Source organism: Streptomyces sp. NPDC031225 (assembly GCF_055570355.1).
In genome coordinates this window covers 38332-57600 of sequence record NZ_JBVIHJ010000005.1, presented here as the reverse complement: position 1 = coordinate 57600, position 19269 = coordinate 38332, and the positions used below count along the sequence as shown (strand labels likewise).

The 19269-nt window shown below is 70.1% G+C and carries 12 protein-coding genes; 6 read left to right on the top strand and 6 right to left on the bottom strand.

Going from position 1 to position 19269, the window contains the following annotated elements; genetic code table 11:
* The first annotated feature begins 108 nt into the window (after positions 1-108).
* The 3 genes from ACZ48Z_RS09815 to ACZ48Z_RS09805 all read left to right on the top strand — a co-directional run bounded on the left by ACZ48Z_RS09815 (position 109) and on the right by ACZ48Z_RS09805 (position 5768).
* Entirely contained in the window at positions 109-2385 is a 2277-nt protein-coding gene (locus ACZ48Z_RS09815; RefSeq protein ID WP_468735295.1) for a GmrSD restriction endonuclease domain-containing protein, read from the top strand.
* Between the two features lie 431 nt (positions 2386-2816).
* A protein-coding gene (locus tag ACZ48Z_RS09810; protein WP_468735635.1) for an IS5 family transposase occupies positions 2817-3613 on the top strand; the annotation gives its coding sequence in 2 pieces (ribosomal slippage) (positions 2817-3152 and positions 3155-3613; 795 coding nt in all).
* A 313-nt stretch (positions 3614-3926) separates the two neighbouring features.
* Positions 3927-5768, top strand: a complete 1842-nt coding sequence (locus tag ACZ48Z_RS09805; protein WP_468735294.1) for a TerD family protein — start codon at positions 3927-3929, stop codon at positions 5766-5768.
* Between the two features lie 282 nt (positions 5769-6050).
* Here the strand turns inward: ACZ48Z_RS09805 and ACZ48Z_RS09800 are convergent, their stop codons facing one another.
* A complete protein-coding gene (locus tag ACZ48Z_RS09800) occupies positions 6051-9947 on the bottom strand; it encodes a caspase, EACC1-associated type (protein ID WP_468735293.1) in 3897 nt (1298 codons plus the stop codon).
* A gap of 6 nt (positions 9948-9953) precedes the next feature.
* Complete coding sequence (locus tag ACZ48Z_RS09795; RefSeq protein ID WP_468735292.1) at positions 9954-10328, bottom strand: effector-associated constant component EACC1; 375 nt, start codon at positions 10326-10328, stop codon at positions 9954-9956.
* Between the two features lie 519 nt (positions 10329-10847).
* Between ACZ48Z_RS09795 and ACZ48Z_RS09790 the strand changes: the two genes are divergently transcribed.
* A complete protein-coding gene (locus ACZ48Z_RS09790) occupies positions 10848-11999 on the top strand; it encodes an acyl-CoA dehydrogenase family protein (protein ID WP_468735291.1) in 1152 nt (383 codons plus the stop codon).
* Here the strand turns inward: ACZ48Z_RS09790 and ACZ48Z_RS09785 are convergent.
* Genes ACZ48Z_RS09785 through ACZ48Z_RS09770 form a run of 4 tightly spaced genes read right to left on the bottom strand, consistent with a single transcriptional unit; the run spans position 11993 to position 17030 of the window.
* The gene (locus ACZ48Z_RS09785; protein ID WP_468735290.1) at positions 11993-12517 is read right to left on the bottom strand and encodes a PaaI family thioesterase; all 525 of its coding nucleotides are present in this window, start codon (positions 12515-12517) and stop codon (positions 11993-11995) included. The two genes, ACZ48Z_RS09790 and ACZ48Z_RS09785, sit on opposite strands and share 7 nt — an antisense overlap.
* A 16-nt stretch (positions 12518-12533) precedes the next feature.
* Positions 12534-13508 carry an LLM class flavin-dependent oxidoreductase gene (locus tag ACZ48Z_RS09780; protein WP_468735289.1) on the bottom strand — a complete coding sequence of 325 codons (975 nt, stop codon included), beginning with the start codon at positions 13506-13508 and terminating at the stop codon, positions 12534-12536.
* On the bottom strand, positions 13505-15934 hold the full coding sequence (locus ACZ48Z_RS09775; RefSeq protein ID WP_468735288.1) for a bifunctional acetate--CoA ligase family protein/GNAT family N-acetyltransferase: 2430 nt from the start codon (positions 15932-15934) through the stop codon (positions 13505-13507). Before ACZ48Z_RS09775 ends, ACZ48Z_RS09780 begins: the two co-directional genes overlap by 4 nt.
* 16 nt (positions 15935-15950) lie before the next feature.
* Positions 15951-17030, bottom strand: coding sequence for an amidohydrolase family protein (locus ACZ48Z_RS09770; protein WP_468735287.1), 1080 nt, complete (start codon positions 17028-17030; stop codon positions 15951-15953).
* A 196-nt stretch (positions 17031-17226) separates the two neighbouring features.
* Between ACZ48Z_RS09770 and ACZ48Z_RS09765 the strand changes: the two genes are divergently transcribed.
* The gene (locus ACZ48Z_RS09765; RefSeq protein WP_468735286.1) at positions 17227-18549 is read left to right on the top strand and encodes a phenylacetate--CoA ligase family protein; all 1323 of its coding nucleotides are present in this window, start codon (positions 17227-17229) and stop codon (positions 18547-18549) included.
* Positions 18549-19268, top strand: coding sequence for a hypothetical protein (locus ACZ48Z_RS09760; RefSeq protein ID WP_468735285.1), 720 nt, complete (start codon positions 18549-18551; stop codon positions 19266-19268). The genes ACZ48Z_RS09765 and ACZ48Z_RS09760 overlap by 1 nt, the downstream gene beginning before the upstream one ends.
* Position 19269 lies beyond the last annotated feature (1 nt).

Below are 19269 nucleotides of genomic sequence, written 5' to 3'. Positions count from 1 at the left end.
TCACGTGGTAGGAGTCTGATGCTGTCCTTCTTCTTCGGTTGTCTCAGTTGCTGAAGCAAGCGAAGGCAGCTGCCCTCTCTGACCCGCCGACGCGAGGAGCCCCTGACCGTGCCACCCACTCTCTACCGCGACACGGGTTACACCCTTCGGCACCTGATAGAGGACATTGAGGGCGGAAGGATTGGGCTCCCCGACATCCAGCGGCCGTTCGTCTGGTCTGCGACGAAGACCCGCGATCTCTTCGACTCGATGTACCGCGGCTACCCGATCGGCACCCTGATGTTCTGGGAGACCGGAGCGGAGGTAGGGACCCGGCAGATCGGGACGGGAACGAGCGACCGGGCGCCGCAACGGCTGGTCGTGGACGGGCAGCAGCGGCTTACCGCACTGTTTGCCGTGCTCACCGGGCGCAAGGTCGTAACCAAGTCCTTCGACGAGGTCACGATGCGGATCGCGTTCCGCCCGGAGGATCAAACGTTCGAGGTTACGGACGCGGCGATCGAGCGGGACCCCGCCTACATCCCGGACATCACCATGCTCTGGGCTCCGGGCGGACACCGGGGCGCCGTCCGGGAGTTCTTCCAGCGGCTCGAACAGGCTGCGGGCGAACCATTGCCGACCGTGAGGAAGGACGAGCTGGAGGAGCGAATCGATAGGGTCCGGGGCCTGCACGACTTCCGGTTCCAGGTGGTGGAGCTGGACGCCTCGGCCGACGAGGAGCAGGTGGCGGAGATCTTTGTCCGTATCAACTTCCAGGGGGTGAAGCTCAACCAGTCCGACTTCATCCTCACGCTGATGTCGGTCCACTGGGAGAAGGGCCGACGTCAACTGGAGGATTTCTGCCGCGCCGCGGTGGTCGCGGGGCTTCCCGGACCAACCCCGCGCAACCCGTTCCTGGACCCCAGCCCGGACCAGCTTCTGCGCGTCGCCGTCGCCGTGGCCTTCCGGCGCGCCCGGCTCCAGCACGTCTACAACGTGTTGCGCGGAAAAGACTTCGAGACCGGGAAGGTCTCCGCCGAGCGACGCCAGGTACAGTTCGACCGGCTCGCGCAGGCGCACACGCAGGTCCTCGACCTGACCAGCTGGCACGAGTTCTTCCAGTGCGTCAACGCAGCAGGCTTCCGCAGCCGTAAGATGATCACCTCTGACACCGCCCTGTTGTACAGCTACGCGCTGTGGCTGATCGGACGGCACGATTTCGGGCTGTCGACCGAGGAACTGCGTCCAGTGATCGCGCGCTGGTTCTTCATGGTGCATACCACCGGCCGTTACTCCAACTCCCCTGAATCGCAGATGGAGTTCGACCTGGGGCGGATCGGTGGTCTGCCGCAGGGTGACAGCCGGGCTTTCGCCGCGGAACTCGACCGGATCATCTCCGCGCACTTCACCGGTGACTACTGGGACATCTCCCTGCCGAACAGACTCGACAGCTTGTCGTCGTACTCTCCGGTGGTGTTCGCCTACCAGGCCGCGCTGAACATCCTGGACGCCGAGCTGCTCTTCGGCGACCAGCGCATCCGCGATCTGATGGATCCCGCGGCCCAGCCCGCCAAGAAGGTCCTACGGGACCGTCTGTTCTACCCCGAGCCCCTCGCCGATCTTGGCATCACCGACAAACGCCAGGTCAACGCCATCGCCAACATGGCATATGTGACGTGGCCGGTCAGCGAGAAGGGCAGCACCGACGCACCTCACATCTATTGGCCGAGGCTCACCGAGGCGATGGCCCCGGAGGTGGTCAGGCGGCAGACCCGGTGGCACGCGCTACCCGTCGGCTGGGAGCAGCTCGACTACCCGGTCTTCCTCGAACGGCGCCGTCAGCTGATTGCCCAGGTGGTACGGGAGGCATTCGGGACGCTCGCCGCTGACCGCCCGCCGTACGTGCCCACCGCGCCCGCCGACCTGATCGCCGCCGGCGAGTCCCAGAGCACCGAGTTCAAGGCGAGCGCCCGCTGGAACGTGCACGAACGAAAGTACGAGAAGTCCCTCCAGAACAATCTCGTCAAGACGGTCTGCGGCTTCCTCAACGGGGAGGGCGGCAATCTGTTCGTCGGCGTCGGGGACGACGGCACCGTACTCGGGATCGATGACGATCTGTCCACTCTGCCTAAGCAGTCCGATACCGACGGCTACGAACTCTTCGTACGACAGGTTCTCGATGACAACCTGTCGGCTCCGACCGCGGCCACTGTGCGGATCAGCTTCCCGGAGGTGGCCGGCCGCCTCGTCTGCCGGGTCAGCGTAGCCGCGTCAGGCAAGGCCGTGTTCGCCAAGCCCGCCAAGGGCGGTAACGCTGCCACCGACTTCTGGGTCAGGGTCGGTAACGCCACAAAGCAGCTGCACGGCGATGACCTCCTGCGGTACCGGGAGGAGCACTGGGGGTGAACCCCGGGGCCAGGGCTGGTCGCCGGCGTCACCACCCCCTCGCTGCTGCTTGCCCAGGCCGGGCCCGGAAGGGGAATCCCCTCCCGGGCCGTCACTCGTTCGCCGGCGGCACCTCGCAGGTGAGGTCAGGCTGCCGTCAGAGCCGTTTTGCCGTTGATGAGGATCCTCTACTGGGTATGCGGGTCTTCGCATCGTCGGGCTGCGCGAGGGCGAGGAACGCGTGCTGGGCGGCGGCCTGGGAGGCTCGGTACGGATGTCTTCTTACCCCATGAGCCTGCGGGGTTGATGTCTGGCTGTCCTGCCTGCAGCGGACCACCGGGCGGGGAGCGCGCGCCTCTCGCAGAAGAAGAGATCTTCTTGCAGTCATCTGCCTAGCTTGATCTTTAGGCGTCGTCTCATTTGGAATGCTGGGTAGTCTGCACCGTGTGGTGATGGTCGAACGCATGGTGCCGGACGAACTGTGGGACCTGTTTCAGCGAGTGGTCCCACCCGCTCCATCACGGCCGCAGGGCGGCGGTCGGCGCCGGTATGGGGATCGTGAGGTGCTGGCCGCGATCATTTTCGTGGCCACGACGGGCTGCACCTGGCGGCAGTTGCCGCCGGTCTTCGGCCCGTCGGGTCCGACCGCGCACCGTCGCTTCACCGAGTGGACCGCCGCCCGGGTCTGGGCGAAGCTGCACCGCGTCACACTCGACGAACTGGGTTCGCGCGGAGACCTGGACTGGTCGCGTTGCGCGATCGACTCGGTGAACATGCGGGCCCTGAAAGGGGGGACCTGACAGGTCCGAATCCTGTAGACCGGGGCAAGAAAGGCTCGAAGATCCACTTGATCACCGAGCGAACCGGTTTACCCCTCTCGATCGGGATCTCCGGCGCGAACCTGCACGACAGCCAGGCACTCAAGCCGCTCGTGCGCGGCATCCCGCCGATCCGCTCCCGCCGCGGCCCGCGCAGACGACGGCCCGCCAAGCTGCACGCAGACAAAGGCTACGACTACGACCACCTGCGCCGATGGCTGCGCAAGCGAGGTATCCGGCACCGCATCGCCCGCAAGGGCATCGAGTCCTCCACCTGGCTGGGCCGGCATCGCTGGACGATCGAGCGCACGATGTCCTGGCTGGGCGGCTGCTGCCGTTTGGACCGCCGCTACGAACGCAAGGCCGAACACTTCCTGGCCTTCACCGCCATCGCCTGCAGCCTCATCTGCTACCGCAGACTCGCCAAATGAGACGACGTCTAAGTTGCTGCCGAGCGTGCCTGGCGTGCTGGGTGGTCTGGAGAACAACAGTGCCTCCAGACCACCCACTTGAGGATCTAGGAGGAGGCGGCAGTTGGCGCGGATCTCTGGCATGGGGGAGATGCGGTGGTTGCCCATCAGAACGAGGGCAGCACCGCGGAGGATCGGCTTGCCTGCTGTGGGTTTGGCTCTCCGTGGCGGAACCATGACGAACGGCGCCCGGTGCGTGCGAAAATCTCACTGATTGATCATCACTGTGGGGAGGGTGTGCTGCCCGCCGCACCCCGGGGGAGGGGAGCCTCATATGGGCCTGCTGTCGTCGAGCCCGAAGTGGCCCACCCTTCCCGACTACTCCCACGATTGGGCGCTGGTGGACGTGGAGACCTCCGGGCTGCGACCCGGACGGGACCGCGTCCTGTCGCTCGCGGTCCTCACGCTGGACGCGTACGGCAACCAGACGGGGGAGTTCTCCACGCTCCTCAACCCGGGCTGCGATCCCGGCCCGGTGCACATCCACGGCCTCACCCCCGCCCGGCTCGCAGGTGCCCCCACCTTCGAGGAGATCGCGCCGCAGGTGAGGGAGCTGCTCAGCAGCCGTGTCTTGGTCGCCCACAACGCGCAGTTCGACTACGACTTCCTGGCTCACGAGTTCGCTCACGTCCGGTCCTGGGTGCCGGTCGGCAGGCGGCTGTGCACGCTGGCCCTCAACCGCCTGGTCGGGCCCGCGACGCCCGACCTCAAGCTGGGCACGCTCGCCCAGTACTACGGCGTGCGCCAGGAGAAAGCCCACGACGCGCAGGACGACGTACGGGTGCTCTCCGGCATTCTGCGCGGTTCGTTGAGTGCCGCCGAACAGCTGGGCCTGTCCCTGCCGCTTCTGGACTGCCCGCCGCGTCAGGACTACAAGCCGTACGTCCCCAAGACGCCCTGCGGGTACCGCAATCCGGGACGGCTGGAGCCGGGTGGGGCCCTCGTGCAGGGCATGAAGGTCGCGATCACCGGGGACACCCGGGTCGCCCGTGAGGAACTGGTCGCCCGCTCGGTGGCGGCCGGGCTGAACGTGATGACGTCGGTCAGCGGCCGGACCAGCGTCGTCGTCACCAACGACCCCGGCACCGGATCCGCCAAACTGAATCGCGCCGCGGACGAGGGCGTTCCGGTCGTGGATGAGCCGACTTATCTGCGGCTGCTGGAGAGCGTGCGGCCCGGCCAGGCCAAAGGCACCGCCCGGCAGCGACGTACGGTGGAGACGCCCGCGAGCGTACCCGCCGCACCGGCTGCGCCCACGCCGAGTCTTCCGGCGCAGCGGACTGAGGCACCGACTCCAACTCCTGCCACTGCGGACCAGTCACTCACCGGGCGCAGGGTCCTGGTCCTGGGCGGCAACCACGACGAGGCCGCGGAGGCACGTGCGCGTGCCGTCGCCCAGGGAGCCTCCGCGGCGGTCAACCTCTCCGCAAGCGTGTCCGACGTCGTCGTGCTGCCCGGCGGCGAAGCGGACCGGCGCATGAGTCGCATCGCCGCGCTCGGCCTCCCCGTCCACGACGCGGCCTGGCTCGTCACACCCACCATGCTCATGCCCGCGCCGTCGCAGCACGCGGCCGGAATTCCGCCGGACGCGGCAGCGGTACTGGTCCGAGGGGCTGTCATCGACCTGTCCGACACCGGCTCAGCCTGGACGGTGGCCGCCACATGGCGTCAGCAGACCGTCTGCGACGTGGACGTCGTCGCCTTCGCGGTCGACGTGCACGAACAGGTGCCAGGGGATGAGGACTTCGTCTTCTACGGCGCACCCGAGCACCCCGATGGCACTGTGAGCCTCGGCACGGACGGACCGACGGAGCAGGCCGTCACCGCCGACCTGGAGCGCCTGCCCCTGGAGATCCACCGGGTGGTCATTGCCGCCTCGATCGATGGTGCCGCGACCTTCTCCGCTGTCGGCGCCATCGAGATCACCGCCACTTGCGGGGTCGGTGCTGCTCCGACCGCCCGGGCCACCCTCGACGCCGCCACCACCGAGCACACCATGATCCTCGCCGAGATCTATCGCCGAGGAGAAGGCTGGAGGCTGCGCGCCGTCGGGCAGGGCTACGACTATGACTTGGCCGAACTGGCCCGTGGCTATGGCGTCGACATCGCCGAATAACTGGACGGGATCCGTCGGAGGGGTTGGGACATCAACGAGCCATCACCCGTACGCCTTGGCGCAGGAGAGGCGGCGGAGCGGTGTGGGCCGCTCTCATACATCGCTGGACCCCTTGGACGAACGACAGCGCGTACCAGTTGGCCGACTCGCCGAAGGAGACGGCCGACGAAGTGGCTGCGGGGGCGAAACCCTCAGTACATGACGTACGTCGTGCGCAGTCTGCCCGGCGGCGGGAAGGGCCGCCGGGCCTGATCGTCCTGGCCCGGCAGCCTTGTCCGAAGTTCAGCCGAGCAGCGGTGCCAGCGCGGTCTCGCCCACGAGGATCCGCCAGGCGGGCACTCGCACCGTCCGGCTCACGGGGCAGGGTTTGGCCCCGTGGCCCCCGGAGGGCAGTCCGGTGAGCAGGTCGCCTCGCGCGTGGGTCAGCCGAAGGTGCCGTGCAGGATCTGCTCCGGGCGCAGGGCCGGGATCGATCAGCACCGCCGTGTTCTCGCCGGCGTCGGTGAACAGCAGATCCACCGGATGGCCACCCACCAGGACGGCCCGCTCCAGATCGGTGATGCCCCGTCCGGCCAGGTACTGCTGCAGACGGTCGACGAGGTCCGCGCGGGCCTCGGTCACCGGGCCGGACGCGTCGGCCGCGGCCGTCGTACCGTCGTCGCCCGGTCCCAGCGGTGCCGAACGCCCGGCGAGGAGGGCGGGCAGGCCGCTCTGGTCCTGCCAGAAGGCGCGGCTTCCCACCGTGATCAGCTGCGATTTGGCTCGGGTGACCGCCACGTTCCACAGGTTGACCTGGCTCGCGACCCAGTGGGTCGTCCGCTCCGGGGTGTTGTGCGTGGCCACTGGGCTGAGCACCATCACGTCCCGCTGTCCGCCCTGGAAGGTGTGGACGGTTCCGACCCTGACACGGTCGTCGTCCCGCCACATCCGCGCCAGTGTCTCCTTCTGTGCCCGGAACGGCGTGACCACTCCCACCGTCGCGTCCGGCGGAAGTCCCGCGAGCAGTCCGTCGACCACGCTGCGGACGGCTACCGCCTCCTCCGGGTTCCGCCAGGACTGTCCGTCGCCGCCGCGCGCCGATTCCCCTGAGGGTACGTCGACCCACCCGAGCACCGGTGCCGGGTCGGCCGCTCCCACCGGGTCGTGCGCCGGCACCTGCCGCCGCACGTCGGTCAGCACCCGCAACCGACCGCCGTAGCAGTGGCCGTTGACGACGTCCGCGATCCGCGGGTGGCAGCGGTAGTGCTCGTCGAGGAGCAGCGCGCTGTCGCCGTGCTGTTCGGCCGCGTGGTACGAGGAGTACACGTGGTAGGTGAGGCGGTGGTGCTCCAGTTGCGCGGCGCTCAGCCCGGCCCGTACCCGTGCCTGACGCTCCTGCTGCGGTGACACGCCGGGGATGTGCCCGAGCTGCATGGGGTCCCCGATGATCAGTGCCCGACGGGCCCGGAACAGGAGCGGCAGCACCGACGGGATGGAGCACTGACTGGCCTCGTCGATGACCACGAGGTCGAACAGCTTCGGGGCGAGCTCCAGTTGTCGCACCGAGTGGGTGCTGACGGCCCATCCCTTGATGTGCGTCATCAGGTTCTTCTGACTGCGCTGGTAGCCGGAACGGCGGCGGAGCGCCTGGAGCCGCTGGTTCATGAGCCCGGTGGCCCGGTTCAGTGCCTCGGTGGACAGCGCACGTGACAGTTCCGCCGACAGCCCGGACAGCACCTCCGCCGTCGCGAGCCGGGATCGCTTGAGGCCTTCCTCGTCCCATTCCTTGTGGTGGTGGACGAGTTCCCGCACCTCCCGCTCCACGGACACGATCCCGGCCAGGGACTCAAGCAGTTCGGGCGGCACGGGTCGTCCCGTCGACCACTCCGGCCACGCAGGTCCGGCACCGTCCGGGCACTCCGCCGCCGCGACCAGCGCGGCGAGCGCCCGCCCGCGCCGCCATGATCCAAGCTGCCACCAGCGGGCGCCGACCGTCATCCGCGCCCGCTCCGCCCACCGGCCCAGGGGTGCGACACCGTCGACGTCGGTCGCCCAGGCCCCTTCGAGCAGGGGCAGGGGCAGCTCCAGAGCCGCGGCCAGCGTATCCCGGTCGCGGAGCAGTTCCAGCAACTGTCCTTCCTCGCCGACGTGGTGGGCCGCCTGTACCCGCAGCCGGTCGGCCGTTCCCCGGGTGTTGCGCAGCTCTCCGCCCACGGTGGCCGACCCGCGCCGCGGCGCCCCGTCCGGTTCGGCGAGGAGCTGTTCCAGTTTGGCCGCCTCCCGTTCCAGTGCCTCCGCGTTGCCCGTCCGCATGAGCAGGCCTGGCGCGATGTCGTCGCAGCGCTGGGCGACGACGTTCACGGCCTCGTTGTTCGTGGAGGCGACCAGCACCGACTGCCCCGCTGCGACGCAGGTGGTGACGACCGCCGTGACGACCTCGCTCTTGCCCGTGCCGGGCGGTCCGGTCGCCACGGTCAGCGGCTGGGTCATCGCCGATGAGATCACCAGCTCCTGGCTCTCGTTGCACGGTCCCGGAGCGACGGGCGTCACCGGGCTCGCCGCGACGGCGGTCGGGGCCGACACCTGCCGGGCCCCGCCGTTCAGCAGCGCGTCCAGGGCGGTGCCCGCGATCTGCTCCGTCCGCGTCGAGATCTGGAGCAGGTTCTCCACCAGCGCCTGGGTGGCCATGGTCTCCGCGCCCGAAGGCACCAGCAGCACAGCCGCGTTGTGCGCGCCGGGCCGCAGCGCCTGCATCACCGTGCGGTCGCTCAGCGCGGACGGGTCCAGCGGTTCGAGCTCCGGCAGCCCCAGCTCGTCCAGCAAGTCCCTTATGGCGCGCAGCATCTGGGCGTCATTGCCCTCCTGCCAGGCCGGCTGCCAGCGCGCGACCAGGTCGGCCGCGTCGCCGGCGTCCAGGAGTTCCGAGATGACGCCGCTGTGCAGGGACGGCACACCGCTGGGCCGGAGCACGTCGCGGCCCTCCTCGTCGGGCGCCAGTTCCATCTGCTGGATGAGCAGCGGAGCCAGCTCCACCGTCGCGCGCCGCCCCCGGCCGGCGTCCCGCGCCGGCAGCGTGATCGCCGGATAGCCGTACCAGTACTCCTGCCGCTTCCCCGCCTCGGTGTCCGACCCGCTGCGCCCCTCTGGCAGGGGCAGCGCTCCGGGCGCGACGATGTGCGGGCCGCGCCCCGACTGGATGGTCTCCTCGCCCTGGGTCAGCAGGAAGTACTTCTTGTTCCGGCCGCTGTCCCGGTCCGGACGCATTCCGGCCGCCGCCTGCGCGGTGAGGCAGTGCGCGTAGTACCGCAGCAGCCCTTGCCGGTCGACGCCGTCCCGCTCGTCCACCTCCGCGAGTTCCCGGGCCTTCAGCAGCGCGGGCGAGCGCTGGGTGGTGCCGGCGCCGTTGTGGGGGAGCGCGGGGAGCCGCACCGGCCGTGCCACCGACCGGGCGAAAGGAAGGCTCCGGGTGGCCCTGATCGTGGACTTGGTGGGCCGCTGCTCCTCCGGAACGCCGTCGCGGGTCATCTGGGTGGTCAGGTAGTCGAAGAGGTCGTCCGGGGTGATCCAGCCGCCCTCCTTGATCCGGCCGTTGCGCAGCCCCTCGACGATCTCCCCGGTGAACCGGGAGGTGCCGAGGCCCGACCCGGGCGGCGCCATCGCGGAGGCCGCCTGGAGGGCGTCGGACGCGGTGATGAAATACACCCCGGTCGGTCGCAGCAGGGTGCTTGGCGCGGACCGGTCCGGTTCCCCCGACGGGCCCTTGGCGGTCCAGCCCTGGACGACGGACCCGCTGGAACAGCAGTCCAGCAGGACCAGTTTGGAGGCGGCCCGGCAGGACTGGAGCATCCGCTCCAGGAACTCCGCAGGTACGGCCGTGCCCGGCAGATCGGCCGGGTCGGTGTCCCGGGTCAGGAAGTACAACTGCCCGTCCTGCTCGCAGTACTCGCCGTGCCCGCTGAAGTAGAGCAGCGCGGTCTCGCTGGGCTGCCGTGCTTCCAGGAACGTTTCGACGGCGTGCAGCATCTCCGCCCGAGTCGGCTCGGCGGCCACCGCGCACTCGTTGTACATGCCGATCTCAAGGCTCTCCAGGACGGCCCGCATGTAGTGCACATCGGCGCGTACGGCCGGAAGGTCGGCGTATGTCTCGCTGTCGTATGTGGAGACGCCGACGAGTAACGCGTGCCGGTCGTTGTCGGTCATCGCCGCTCAGCCTGCCGTCGTGCCGTCGTCCGTGAGGAACCGCTCGACCAACGTGTCGTCCTCACGGGCCTCCTTGCCCGTGATCTGCAGGACCGCACCGTCGGGCCGCTTGACCACGATGGTGCGTTGAGGGACCCGCGCCAGCCATGTCTGTAGGAGCCCGACGACGAACGAACCGGCGCTCAGCACGAGCCCGACAGTCTCGGCGGACGGTCCGCCCTTGTCGCCGACCCCTGCCGGACTGCCGGACCCGGGAAGGTCAAGCTTGACCGTGGGGTCCTCCTCGGCAAGCACGGCGAGGAGGTCGCGCGCATCCTTGCGGGCGCGCAGTGGATCCTCGTCGACGACTGAGATCAGGTATCCGGTGTGGTTGTCGGGCATGACGGTCTCGTGCTCCCCCTGGATTCACCGGCTCCTTGCCGGGCGAACGAGACTAGTGCCCGGGACTGACGCCCCATGGCCACGATGGTCAGTCGTTCTGCGCGTTGGCGTGAAACAGGCTGACGATGGCCGGGTCGTGCTGGCCTGGCCGGGATCCTGCTCCGAGAACTCTGTATGGAAGTTGTGTCATGAGAGCCGTCAGCGGGCGTCGGTGTAGCCGAGCGGGGCGGAGGCCAGGGGACGGGAGGAGTCGGCGGGGGCGCCGCTGAGATGGAGACGGAAGTGTTCTCCGTCCTGTGCGCGAATGACGACTTCGGTACCGGCCCTCCCGCCTCGACCGGTTCTCCGCCGCTGAGGCCGCCGAGGCCGCTGGGATCGAAGGTGTAGCGGATCGGTCCGTCGGCGGGCGCTGAAGAGAGACGTAAATCGCCGCGGTCGTGAGCGCGACCCACTCCGCATCTATCAGCTAACATAGAATAATTAGATAGATGAATAGCCTAGTGGTGGCGAGGAGTGGCCGTGGACTTCGGGCTGACCGACGAGCAGGACCTGTTGCGCGCGACGGCACGGCAGTTCGTGGCCGACGTGTGTCCGGCCGAGAAGGCCAAGCAGTGGGACGAGGACGGTGTCGTACCGCCCGAACTGTTCCGGGGCATGGCCCAGCTGGGCTGGTTCTCCCTCCCGTTCGGGGAGGACGAGGGCGGCGACGGCGGCGGGCCGCTCGAACTCATCCTCATCGCCGAGGAACTGGGGCGGGCCAGTTTCGACGTCGCCATGTGCTACATCGGCGTGCTCATCCCCGGGATCACGGTGTTCCGCTGGGGCTCCGAGGCGCAGCGTGACTTCATCCGCCGGGAGGTGATGACGGGGCGCCACCGGCTCGCCGTCGGCCTCAGCGAGCCGGACAGCGGGTCCGACGCCGCCGCGTTGCGCACCACCGCCGAGGATCACGGTGATCACTTCCTCGTGCGCGGTCAGAAGGCGTGGTGCACGGGCGGCGGCCTGCCGGACACGACCATCGCCACATATGTGCGCACCGGGCCCCGCGAGCCCAAGCACGGAGGCATCAGTCTGCTGCTCGTGGACCCCACGACGCAGGGCGTCGAGGTGCGCCGGACGCCGACGCTGGCCCGGCACATCCTGGGCACCAACGAGGTCTTCTTCAACGACGTCCTGGTCCCGAAGGAGAACCTGGTCGGCCCGCGCGACGAGGGCTGGAAGGTCATGCTCTCCAACATCGAACTGGAGAAGGTGATCATCAGTGGCGGTTACCTCGGGGCCGCCCAGGCAACCCTGGACGAGATGCTGGAGTACGCCCGCACCCGGCACGCCTTCGGCCGTCCGATCGGCAACTTCCAGGCGCTCGCCCACGCCATGGCCGACCTCCAGACCGAGATCGACTCCGCCCGTCTGCTCGCCTACCGCGCGGCCTGGCTGCTCTCCCAGGGCAAGCCGTGCACGCGGGAGGGGTCGATGGCCAAGCTGAAGGGGTCGGAGACCTATGTGGCGGCCGCCCGGCTCGGCATGCAGGTCCTCGCGGGACACGGCTTCTCCACCGAGAGCGTGATGAGCTTCCGGTACCGGGAGTCGATCGTGGCGACCATCTCCGGAGGCACGAGCCAGATCCAGCGCAACGGCATCGCCCGCAGCATGGGGCTGCGCTCCTACTGACCTTCCGCGTCGGCGCGTTGACCGGCGAGCCACTCCTCGTGCCGAGCGAAGTGGCCCCGGTCGCGGGTCACCCAGATCCCCGACGCCCGGGCCAGCACGGCGCGTGTCGGCAGCAGCACCATCTCGCCCGCGATGTACCAGCGGGACCCCTCGCGCCGCTCTACCCGGGCCCGGACCTCCAGCGGATGTTCCACCGGCACCGGCTTGACGAAGCTGACGGTCAGTTCCGCCGTCACGCTCAACACCCGGTGCAGCAGCGGAAGATGGCCGAGGCAGTCGTCCAGCACGGCCGCCGTCCAGCCGCCGTGCGCCACCTCGGGCCCGCCCTCCTGGTCCCGCGGGCAGGCCAGTTCGAAGCACGCCGTGCCGTCGTCGTCGAGCCGCTCGTGCCGCACGCCGAGCCGGCAGGAACCGGCGGCCCGGCACGCCCCGCACAGCGCCACCCCGCCGGGTGTGCGGGGCGGCTCCTGGAAATCCGCCCCGGCCCATGGCCCGGACCCGGGCACCGTGCTCGACATGCTGGAACTCCTCGTGTCAGACATCGGCAAGCAGCGGACGCAGCTTCCCGGCGATGAGCTGGACCTGGCGGGCGACGATCTCCTCGGGCATCCCGGCCAGCGACGCCCACAGGAACACGCCCTCCACCGGCAACCCTGCCACGTACGCCGTGATGGCCTCGGCGACGTCCTGCGGTGTCCCGTACAGGAACTGGCCGACGCCGGTCGCGTTCAGCCCTGTCTCCCGCCACTTCTCGGGATCGATGGGGCGGGGCAGCGGCTGGTCGGTGCCCTCCACCATGTAACGGCGGTAGCTGTCCCACTGGTACGCCAGGTGCTTGCGCACCACCGGCCAGTCGCCCTCGGGGTCCTCCGTCACGAACGTCGTGAACGAGCCCTGCATACGGGCCGTCGACATGTCGTACCCGCTCTCGGCGAGCCCGTCACGGTACGGCGTCAGCAGTGCCGGGTTGAGCGAGAGCAGTCCCGTGCCGAGCCGGCCGGCCCGCCGGGCGCCCTGCGGGCCCTGGTAACCGAGCCAGATCGGCAGCGGGTCCTGGACCGGGCCGGGTGTGACCAGGGACTCGGCCCACAGGCCGCGGATCTCCCGTACCCGCTGATCGGTCGTGGTGTAGCGCTTGGCGAGGTCGGCGCCGAAGAGCCGGTACTCGGGGACGCGATAACCGGTGCCGAGGCCGAGGTCGAGGCGGCCGTCGCTGATGATGTCGACGATCGCGGCCTGCTCGGCGAGCTCGGGGGCCGCGTGCAGCGGGGCCGGGACGACCGCCGTGCCCAGGCGCACCCGGCGGGTCCGGGCGGCCGCCGCGGCCGCCAGGGTGAGCGGCTGGGGAAGGTACCCGTCCTCGAAGCCGTGGTGTTCGGAGAACCAGACCGAGTCCAGGCCCAGCCGGTCCGCCTCCTCGCACATCTCCAGGGTGAAGCCGTACAGGCGCGACCAACTCTGCCGCCACGGCGGCGGGTTGCGCATGTCGAAGTAGATGCCGACCTTCATGTGACCGTTCCTCCTGTTCCGGCCGCCGTGAGCCGGATCGTCGCGTGCGCGACGGCCACGCCGGCTCCGGCGGCTGACATGTCGTCCCCGGCCGGCCGCAGCCGTACCGGGCGCAGTTCCAGCGCCTCGATCTCGGGAAGGTCCTCGACCATCGCCGAGAGCCTCAGGACGGTCTCCTCCAGGGCCGCGAACTCCACGCCCCGGCTCTCCAGCAGAGGCGTCGCCCGCAGCGAGCGGACCATCTCGCGCGCGTCGCGGTCGGTGAGCGGGGTGACCCGGTACGCGACGTCCGCCATGAGGTCGGCGTAGTCCCCGGCCAGGCCGAAGGCGACCACAGGACCGAAGACCGGGTCGGCGCTGACGGAGAGGAAGGCGTCCGGGCCGGGGCCCGGCCCCGTGTCCCGTACGGCGATTCCGTACGCGGCGAGCAACTCGGCGGCGAACCGCTCGGAAACCGAGCCGGGAGAGCGTCCGGCCAGCAGCGCGCGGGCGCGCTCGGCGTCGATTCCCGGCAGGTCGGGCACCACACCGGCCGGGGTACTGCGCCAGGCCTGGTACGCCGCGGCCTGCCCGAGCGAGGCGGCCGCCGCCTCCGGGAACGTGTACGTCGGCACCACAAGGTCGCCGCGGTGCAGGAGGTCGGCGACGCCCGCACCGCCCAGGAAGCTGGCCACCACCGGTTTCTCGGGCCGGGCCGCGGCCGCGTCGAGGATCGCCGACGCCACCTCGTCGGCCTTGTCCGCCAGCGGCGGCATGAACAGCACGACGGCCGCGTCGATGCCGTCGTCGGCCAGGACCGCGTCCAGTGCCTGCCGGTAGTGGGCTGCGGTGGCCGTCGGGGTCAGGTCGATCGGGTTGGAGACCTCGGCCCTCGGCGCGAGGGCCGAGCGGAGTGCCCGGCGGGTGTGCTCGCCGAGTGCGGGCACGCGCAGTCCGCTCGCCGCGCAGGCCCCGACCGTCAGGGCGGCGGGACCGCCCGCGTTGGTGATCACGGCGACCCGGTCGCCGGGCGGGGGAGGCTGGTGGGCGAGCAGCAGGGCCACGTCGAACAGTTCCTGCAGGCTGCGGGTGCGGATCACCCCCGACTGGGCGAACAGCGAACTCACCGCCGAGTCGGCGGGGCCCGGGTGGACCGCGACGATCGGCTTGCGGGGCGCGATCCTGCGGGCCACGCGGGCGAACCGGCGCGGATTGCCGAAGGTCTCGACGTGCAGCAGGATCACCGAGGTTCCCGGGTCCTCCTCCCACCACTGCAGGAGGTCGTTGGTGGACACGTCCACGGCGTGTCCCACGGACACGAACCCGGAGAAGCCGAGCCTGAGGCGCCGGGCGTAGTCGAGCACGGCGAGACCGAGCGGCCCGGACTGACTGGACATCGCGACCCGGCCGGGCGTCGGCAGGGCGGGCGAGAAGGTCGCGGCCAGCCGCGCCTGGGGGGTGGTGTTGACGACGCCCATGCAGTTCGGGCCGACCAGCCGCATGCCGGAGGCACGCGCGAAACGGGCCAGTTCCAGCTCGGTCGCCCGTCCGTCGGCCCCGGTCTCCCCGAAGCCTGTCGAGACCACGACCACCGCCTTGACTCCCGCCTCGGCACACTCGCGTACGGCCTCGGGCACGGACTCGGCCCGCACCGCCACGAGCGCCAGGTCCGGCGGCTCGGGAAGCTCCCGGACGCTTCCGTACGCCGGGAGTCCCGCGATCCGTTCGGCCTGCGGGTTGACCGGGAACACGCTGCCGCCGAAGCCGCCCCGCAGCAGGTTGGCCACGATCTCGTGCCCGATAGTCAGCGGGCTGCGGTTGGCGCCGATCACGGCGACCGCCCGGGGTTCGAGCAGGGGCCGCAGGGAGCGCCGTACGGCGGTGTGCTCGCGGCGCTCGGCCCGGGCGACGGCCAGGGTCTGCGGGTCGATGGCGATCTCGAAGTGGATGATCTGGCCCGGTGGACCGCTCTCGACGCGGTAGCCGGAACCGAGGAACACGTTGATCATCCGGGTGTTGTCGGCGAGGACGTCGGCCTCCAGCACCCGGATGCCCCGGGCGCGTGCGGCGGCGGCGATGTGTTCGAGCAGCAGCCGGCCGAAGCCCTCGCTCTGGTGGTCGTCCCGGATGGTGAACGTGACCTCGGCGTGCTCCGGTTCGTCGGGGTCGCGGACATAGCGGACCACGCCCGCGATCTCCTCGCCGGCCAGGGCGACGAGCGCCAGCTCGTTGAGGTAGTCCACGTGCGCGCCGCGCCGGATGACGTCGTCGCGCAGCCGGGTCACCGGGCCGAGGGAGCGGTAGGCCAGGGTGGCTCGCGACAGGCTGCCCACGAAGGCGACCAGACGGTCGGCGTCCTCGGGCCGGATGGGCCTGAGGAAGGTCGACCGCCCGGTCCTGACGAGCCCGGGCCGCTCCAGGTCCTCGGGGTAGGGGGGAGTGGTCACGGTGTTCCGCCGCCGCTCAGACGGCCGCCTCCTGGGGAGTCTGTTCGGGCAGCTTGAACAGCTCGTTGAAGGTGCCGCGCGTGACGCGCTCGCGGATGTCGTCAGGCACGCCGTCGAACAGGTCGTGCAGCGTGGACTGGGTGTGGCCGTAGGTGCCTTCCAGGTGGGGGTAGTCGTCGCCCCACATCACGTTGCGGTAGCCGGTCGACTCGACGATCTCCACGGAGCTCTTGTCGTGCTGGAAGGACGCGTACACCTGCCGGCGGATGATCTCGCTGGGCAGCCGGCTCAGCTTGGGCCGGACGAACATGCCGTGCTGGCGGTACGCCTCGTCCATCCGGTCGCCGATGGCCGGCACCCAGCCCGCGCCGCCCTCCGCGATCAGGATCCTCAGGTCCGGGTGCCGGTCGAGGGCACCGCCCGCGACCAGGTGGGAGACCACACGCATGCCCGGGTAGGTGGTCTCCATGTAGTTGACGACCGCGCCGCCGGGCCCGCGGAAGACGACGTTCTCACCGCCGGTGCCGATGTGGAAGGCGAGCACGATGCCCGCTCGCTCGGCGGCGGTCCACAGGGGCTCCCAGCGGTCGAGGGCGTACTCCTCGCCCGGCCGTGTCGAGCACGGCAGGAAGACCGCCTGGAAGCCCATCTCGGCGGCCCGCTCCAGCTCGGCGACCGCGTCGTCGATGTCGGCGGTCGAGAGGCAGGCGGTGGTGATGACCCGCTTGTTCTTGCTCAGGATCTCGTCGTACGCCCAGTCGTTCCACGCCCGGACGGTCTCCCGGGCGAGCTCCCGGTCGGTGATCGACACGAGCCAGAACCCCATGGAGGGGAAGGCCAGCTGGCTCCACACACCCTCCTGGTCGAGGTCCTTGAGCCGGACCTTCAGATCCCAGGCACCCGGCGGGCGCATGGCGTCCATGAAGTCGCCGAGCTGGCGGTCGATGCGCTCGCCGTCGATGTAGAGCATCTCGTACTTCTCGCCGCGCTCGCTGCGCGGAGCCCGGGCGCCGAGCCGGGCCGGCAGCCTCTCGGTCCACACATCGGCGGGTTCCATCACATGGGAGTCCCCCGAGTTGACCCAGATCTTCGACATGACGCTCCTTCGGGCCAATGGATGTAATCAGTTAGCGATTTTAGTTGTTTCGGTGGCCAAAGGGAAGGCGGTCCGGGTGGAGGATCGACCCGGACGCGGGGGGTGCGGGGCCGGGCTTGGGTTTGAATCCGGCGAATTGGTTGACTGATTGAGCTGATAGCTGGAAGATCTGGGCACTGAGCCGCGAGGAGGCGCCATGGTCGGTGACAGGGACACCGCTGACAGGTACTTCGAGCCCGACGTGGAGACCATGCCCCGCGAGCAACTGCGGGCGGGGCAGGAGAAGCAGATCCTGGAGCTCGTCGAGTACGCCTACGCCAACTCGGCCTTCTACCGTGAACTCTGGGACGAGCACGGGGTCCATCCGCGCGACATCCGCTCGCTGGAGGACTTCCGGGAGCGCGTGCCGTTCATGACCAAGGACCTGGTGCGCGCCTACCGGGCCCGCACCGGGGACCCCTTCGGTGGTCTGCTGTGTGTCCCGGTCGAGGAGCTGACCTCGGTCTCCTCCAGTTCGGGCACCACGGGCGACCCGGAGTTCTTCGCCGAGATCTGGCAGGACGCCCCGCCGCTGGTGACCGCGCAGGTGCGTGACCTGTGGGAGCTGGGTCTCAGGCCCGGCGACCGGGTGCTGAGCCCGCCCGGCACCTTCCGCAACCTGATGGACCCTGGCTACCAGGCGCTGGGCGCCGTGGTGATCGAGGTCGACACCTGGATGGGGAAGATGCACGAGGTCGTCGAGGCGCTGCGCACCTACCGGCCCGCCTATCTGCAGATGATGTATCCGCAGATGGTGGAGCTGGAGCACCTGGCGGAGAAGACGGACCTGAAGGAGGCCTTCTCCTCCCTCAAGGGTGCCTCCTGCGCCGGGCAGCCCCTCAGCCGCAAGATGCGCGAGCGGATCCGCGACGACTGGGGCATCGACGTCTACGAGTACACCAGCGCCGCCGACACCGGCACCGCCTGGGAGTGCCGGGAGCACGACGGCTTCCACCTGTGGGAGGACACCGTCTTCGCGGAGTGCGTGGAGGTGAGCGAGGACGGCTGGCGCGACGTCCCCGAGGGCGACCTCGGCGAACTGGTCGCCACCGACCTGGACAACCGGGCCGCACCGCTGATCCGTTACCGCAGCGAGGACCTGGTCCGCCTGTCCGGCGAGACATGCGGCTGCGGCCGTACCCACGCCCGGATGTGGGTGGCGGGACGGCGCGGCGACGAGACGCTGGTCCAGGGGCGTTCCGTGGTCCTGCGCGACATCTGGCAGGCCGTGGAGGAGCAGCCCGAGACGGTGGCCGGGGTGTTCCAGATCGTCCGGGACCGCCGCGAGGTCGACGAACTGCGGCTGCGCGTCGGCTACGACCCCGCACTCACCGGCGACGTCGGCGCCCTGGCCGGACGGCTGGGCGAGGCCGTGCGCACCCGGACCGGAGTCGATCCGGTGCTCGACCTGCGCACCGAGGAGGACCTGTTGAAGACCATGACCAGCGTCGCCAAGTTCCCCCGGGTGGTGAAGAGCTGATGGCCCGCGCCGACACCCTGGCCCGGGCCAGGACACTCGACCGCCCCGAACTCGCCTACCTCGTGCGCTTCCCCACCGCCTCCGGCACCCGGGACACCGAACTGACCTGGGCCGAACTCGCCCGGGACACCGACTGGTTCACCGCACGCCTGCGCGAGCACGGCCTGACCGCCGGGCAGCGGGCGCTGCTGACCATGTCCGGTTTCGAGGGCTTCTGGGGACACGCGGCGATCGGCGCCCTGCGCGAGCTGAAGGTGACGTACGGCATCGCCGAGGCGATGGGCTGGGACCACCGCCGTACCTCGGTCTTCCACCGCGAACTGCGCCCGCACGCCGTGATCGGCCTGTCCGTCGAGACCCTGGAGGGGCTCGCAGGAGCCACCGACGTCGGCGAGATGCTCCGGCCGATGTCCGTCGTCCTGGCCCGGCCCGCCGCCGTACCGGTACTGCGTGCCGTGGGCGTGTCCGCCTGTGTGCTCTCGCCCCTGGGACCGGCTCTCGCCGTGGAGTGCCCCGAGCGGAGCGGCGCGCACGTCAACGCCGCCGAATGGCGGGTCGGGGAGCGGGACGGGCAGCTGTCCGTCGCGGCGGGGGAGGGGCGTGCCTCGCCGCTGTCCGAGACACCTCTCGGTGTCGCCGGGCGTGTCGTCACCGGGCGGTGCGCCTGCGGCAGCGACGACCCGAGGGTCCTGTTCGACGAGGCCGGCCAGCGTTCATGAG

Coding starts and splice junctions, on each gene's coding strand:
- ACZ48Z_RS09805 (WP_468735294.1), top strand. CDS start 3,927: ATGGGCCTGCTGTCGTCGAGCCCGAAGTGGCCCACCCTTCCCGACTAC.
- ACZ48Z_RS09800 (WP_468735293.1), bottom strand. CDS start 9,947: ATGACCGACAACGACCGGCACGCGTTACTCGTCGGCGTCTCCACATAC.
- ACZ48Z_RS09795 (WP_468735292.1), bottom strand. CDS start 10,328: ATGCCCGACAACCACACCGGATACCTGATCTCAGTCGTCGACGAGGAT.
- ACZ48Z_RS09785 (WP_468735290.1), bottom strand. CDS start 12,517: ATGTCGAGCACGGTGCCCGGGTCCGGGCCATGGGCCGGGGCGGATTTC.
- ACZ48Z_RS09780 (WP_468735289.1), bottom strand. CDS start 13,508: ATGAAGGTCGGCATCTACTTCGACATGCGCAACCCGCCGCCGTGGCGG.
- ACZ48Z_RS09770 (WP_468735287.1), bottom strand. CDS start 17,030: ATGTCGAAGATCTGGGTCAACTCGGGGGACTCCCATGTGATGGAACCC.
- ACZ48Z_RS09765 (WP_468735286.1), top strand. CDS start 17,227: ATGGTCGGTGACAGGGACACCGCTGACAGGTACTTCGAGCCCGACGTG.
- ACZ48Z_RS09760 (WP_468735285.1), top strand. CDS start 18,549: ATGGCCCGCGCCGACACCCTGGCCCGGGCCAGGACACTCGACCGCCCC.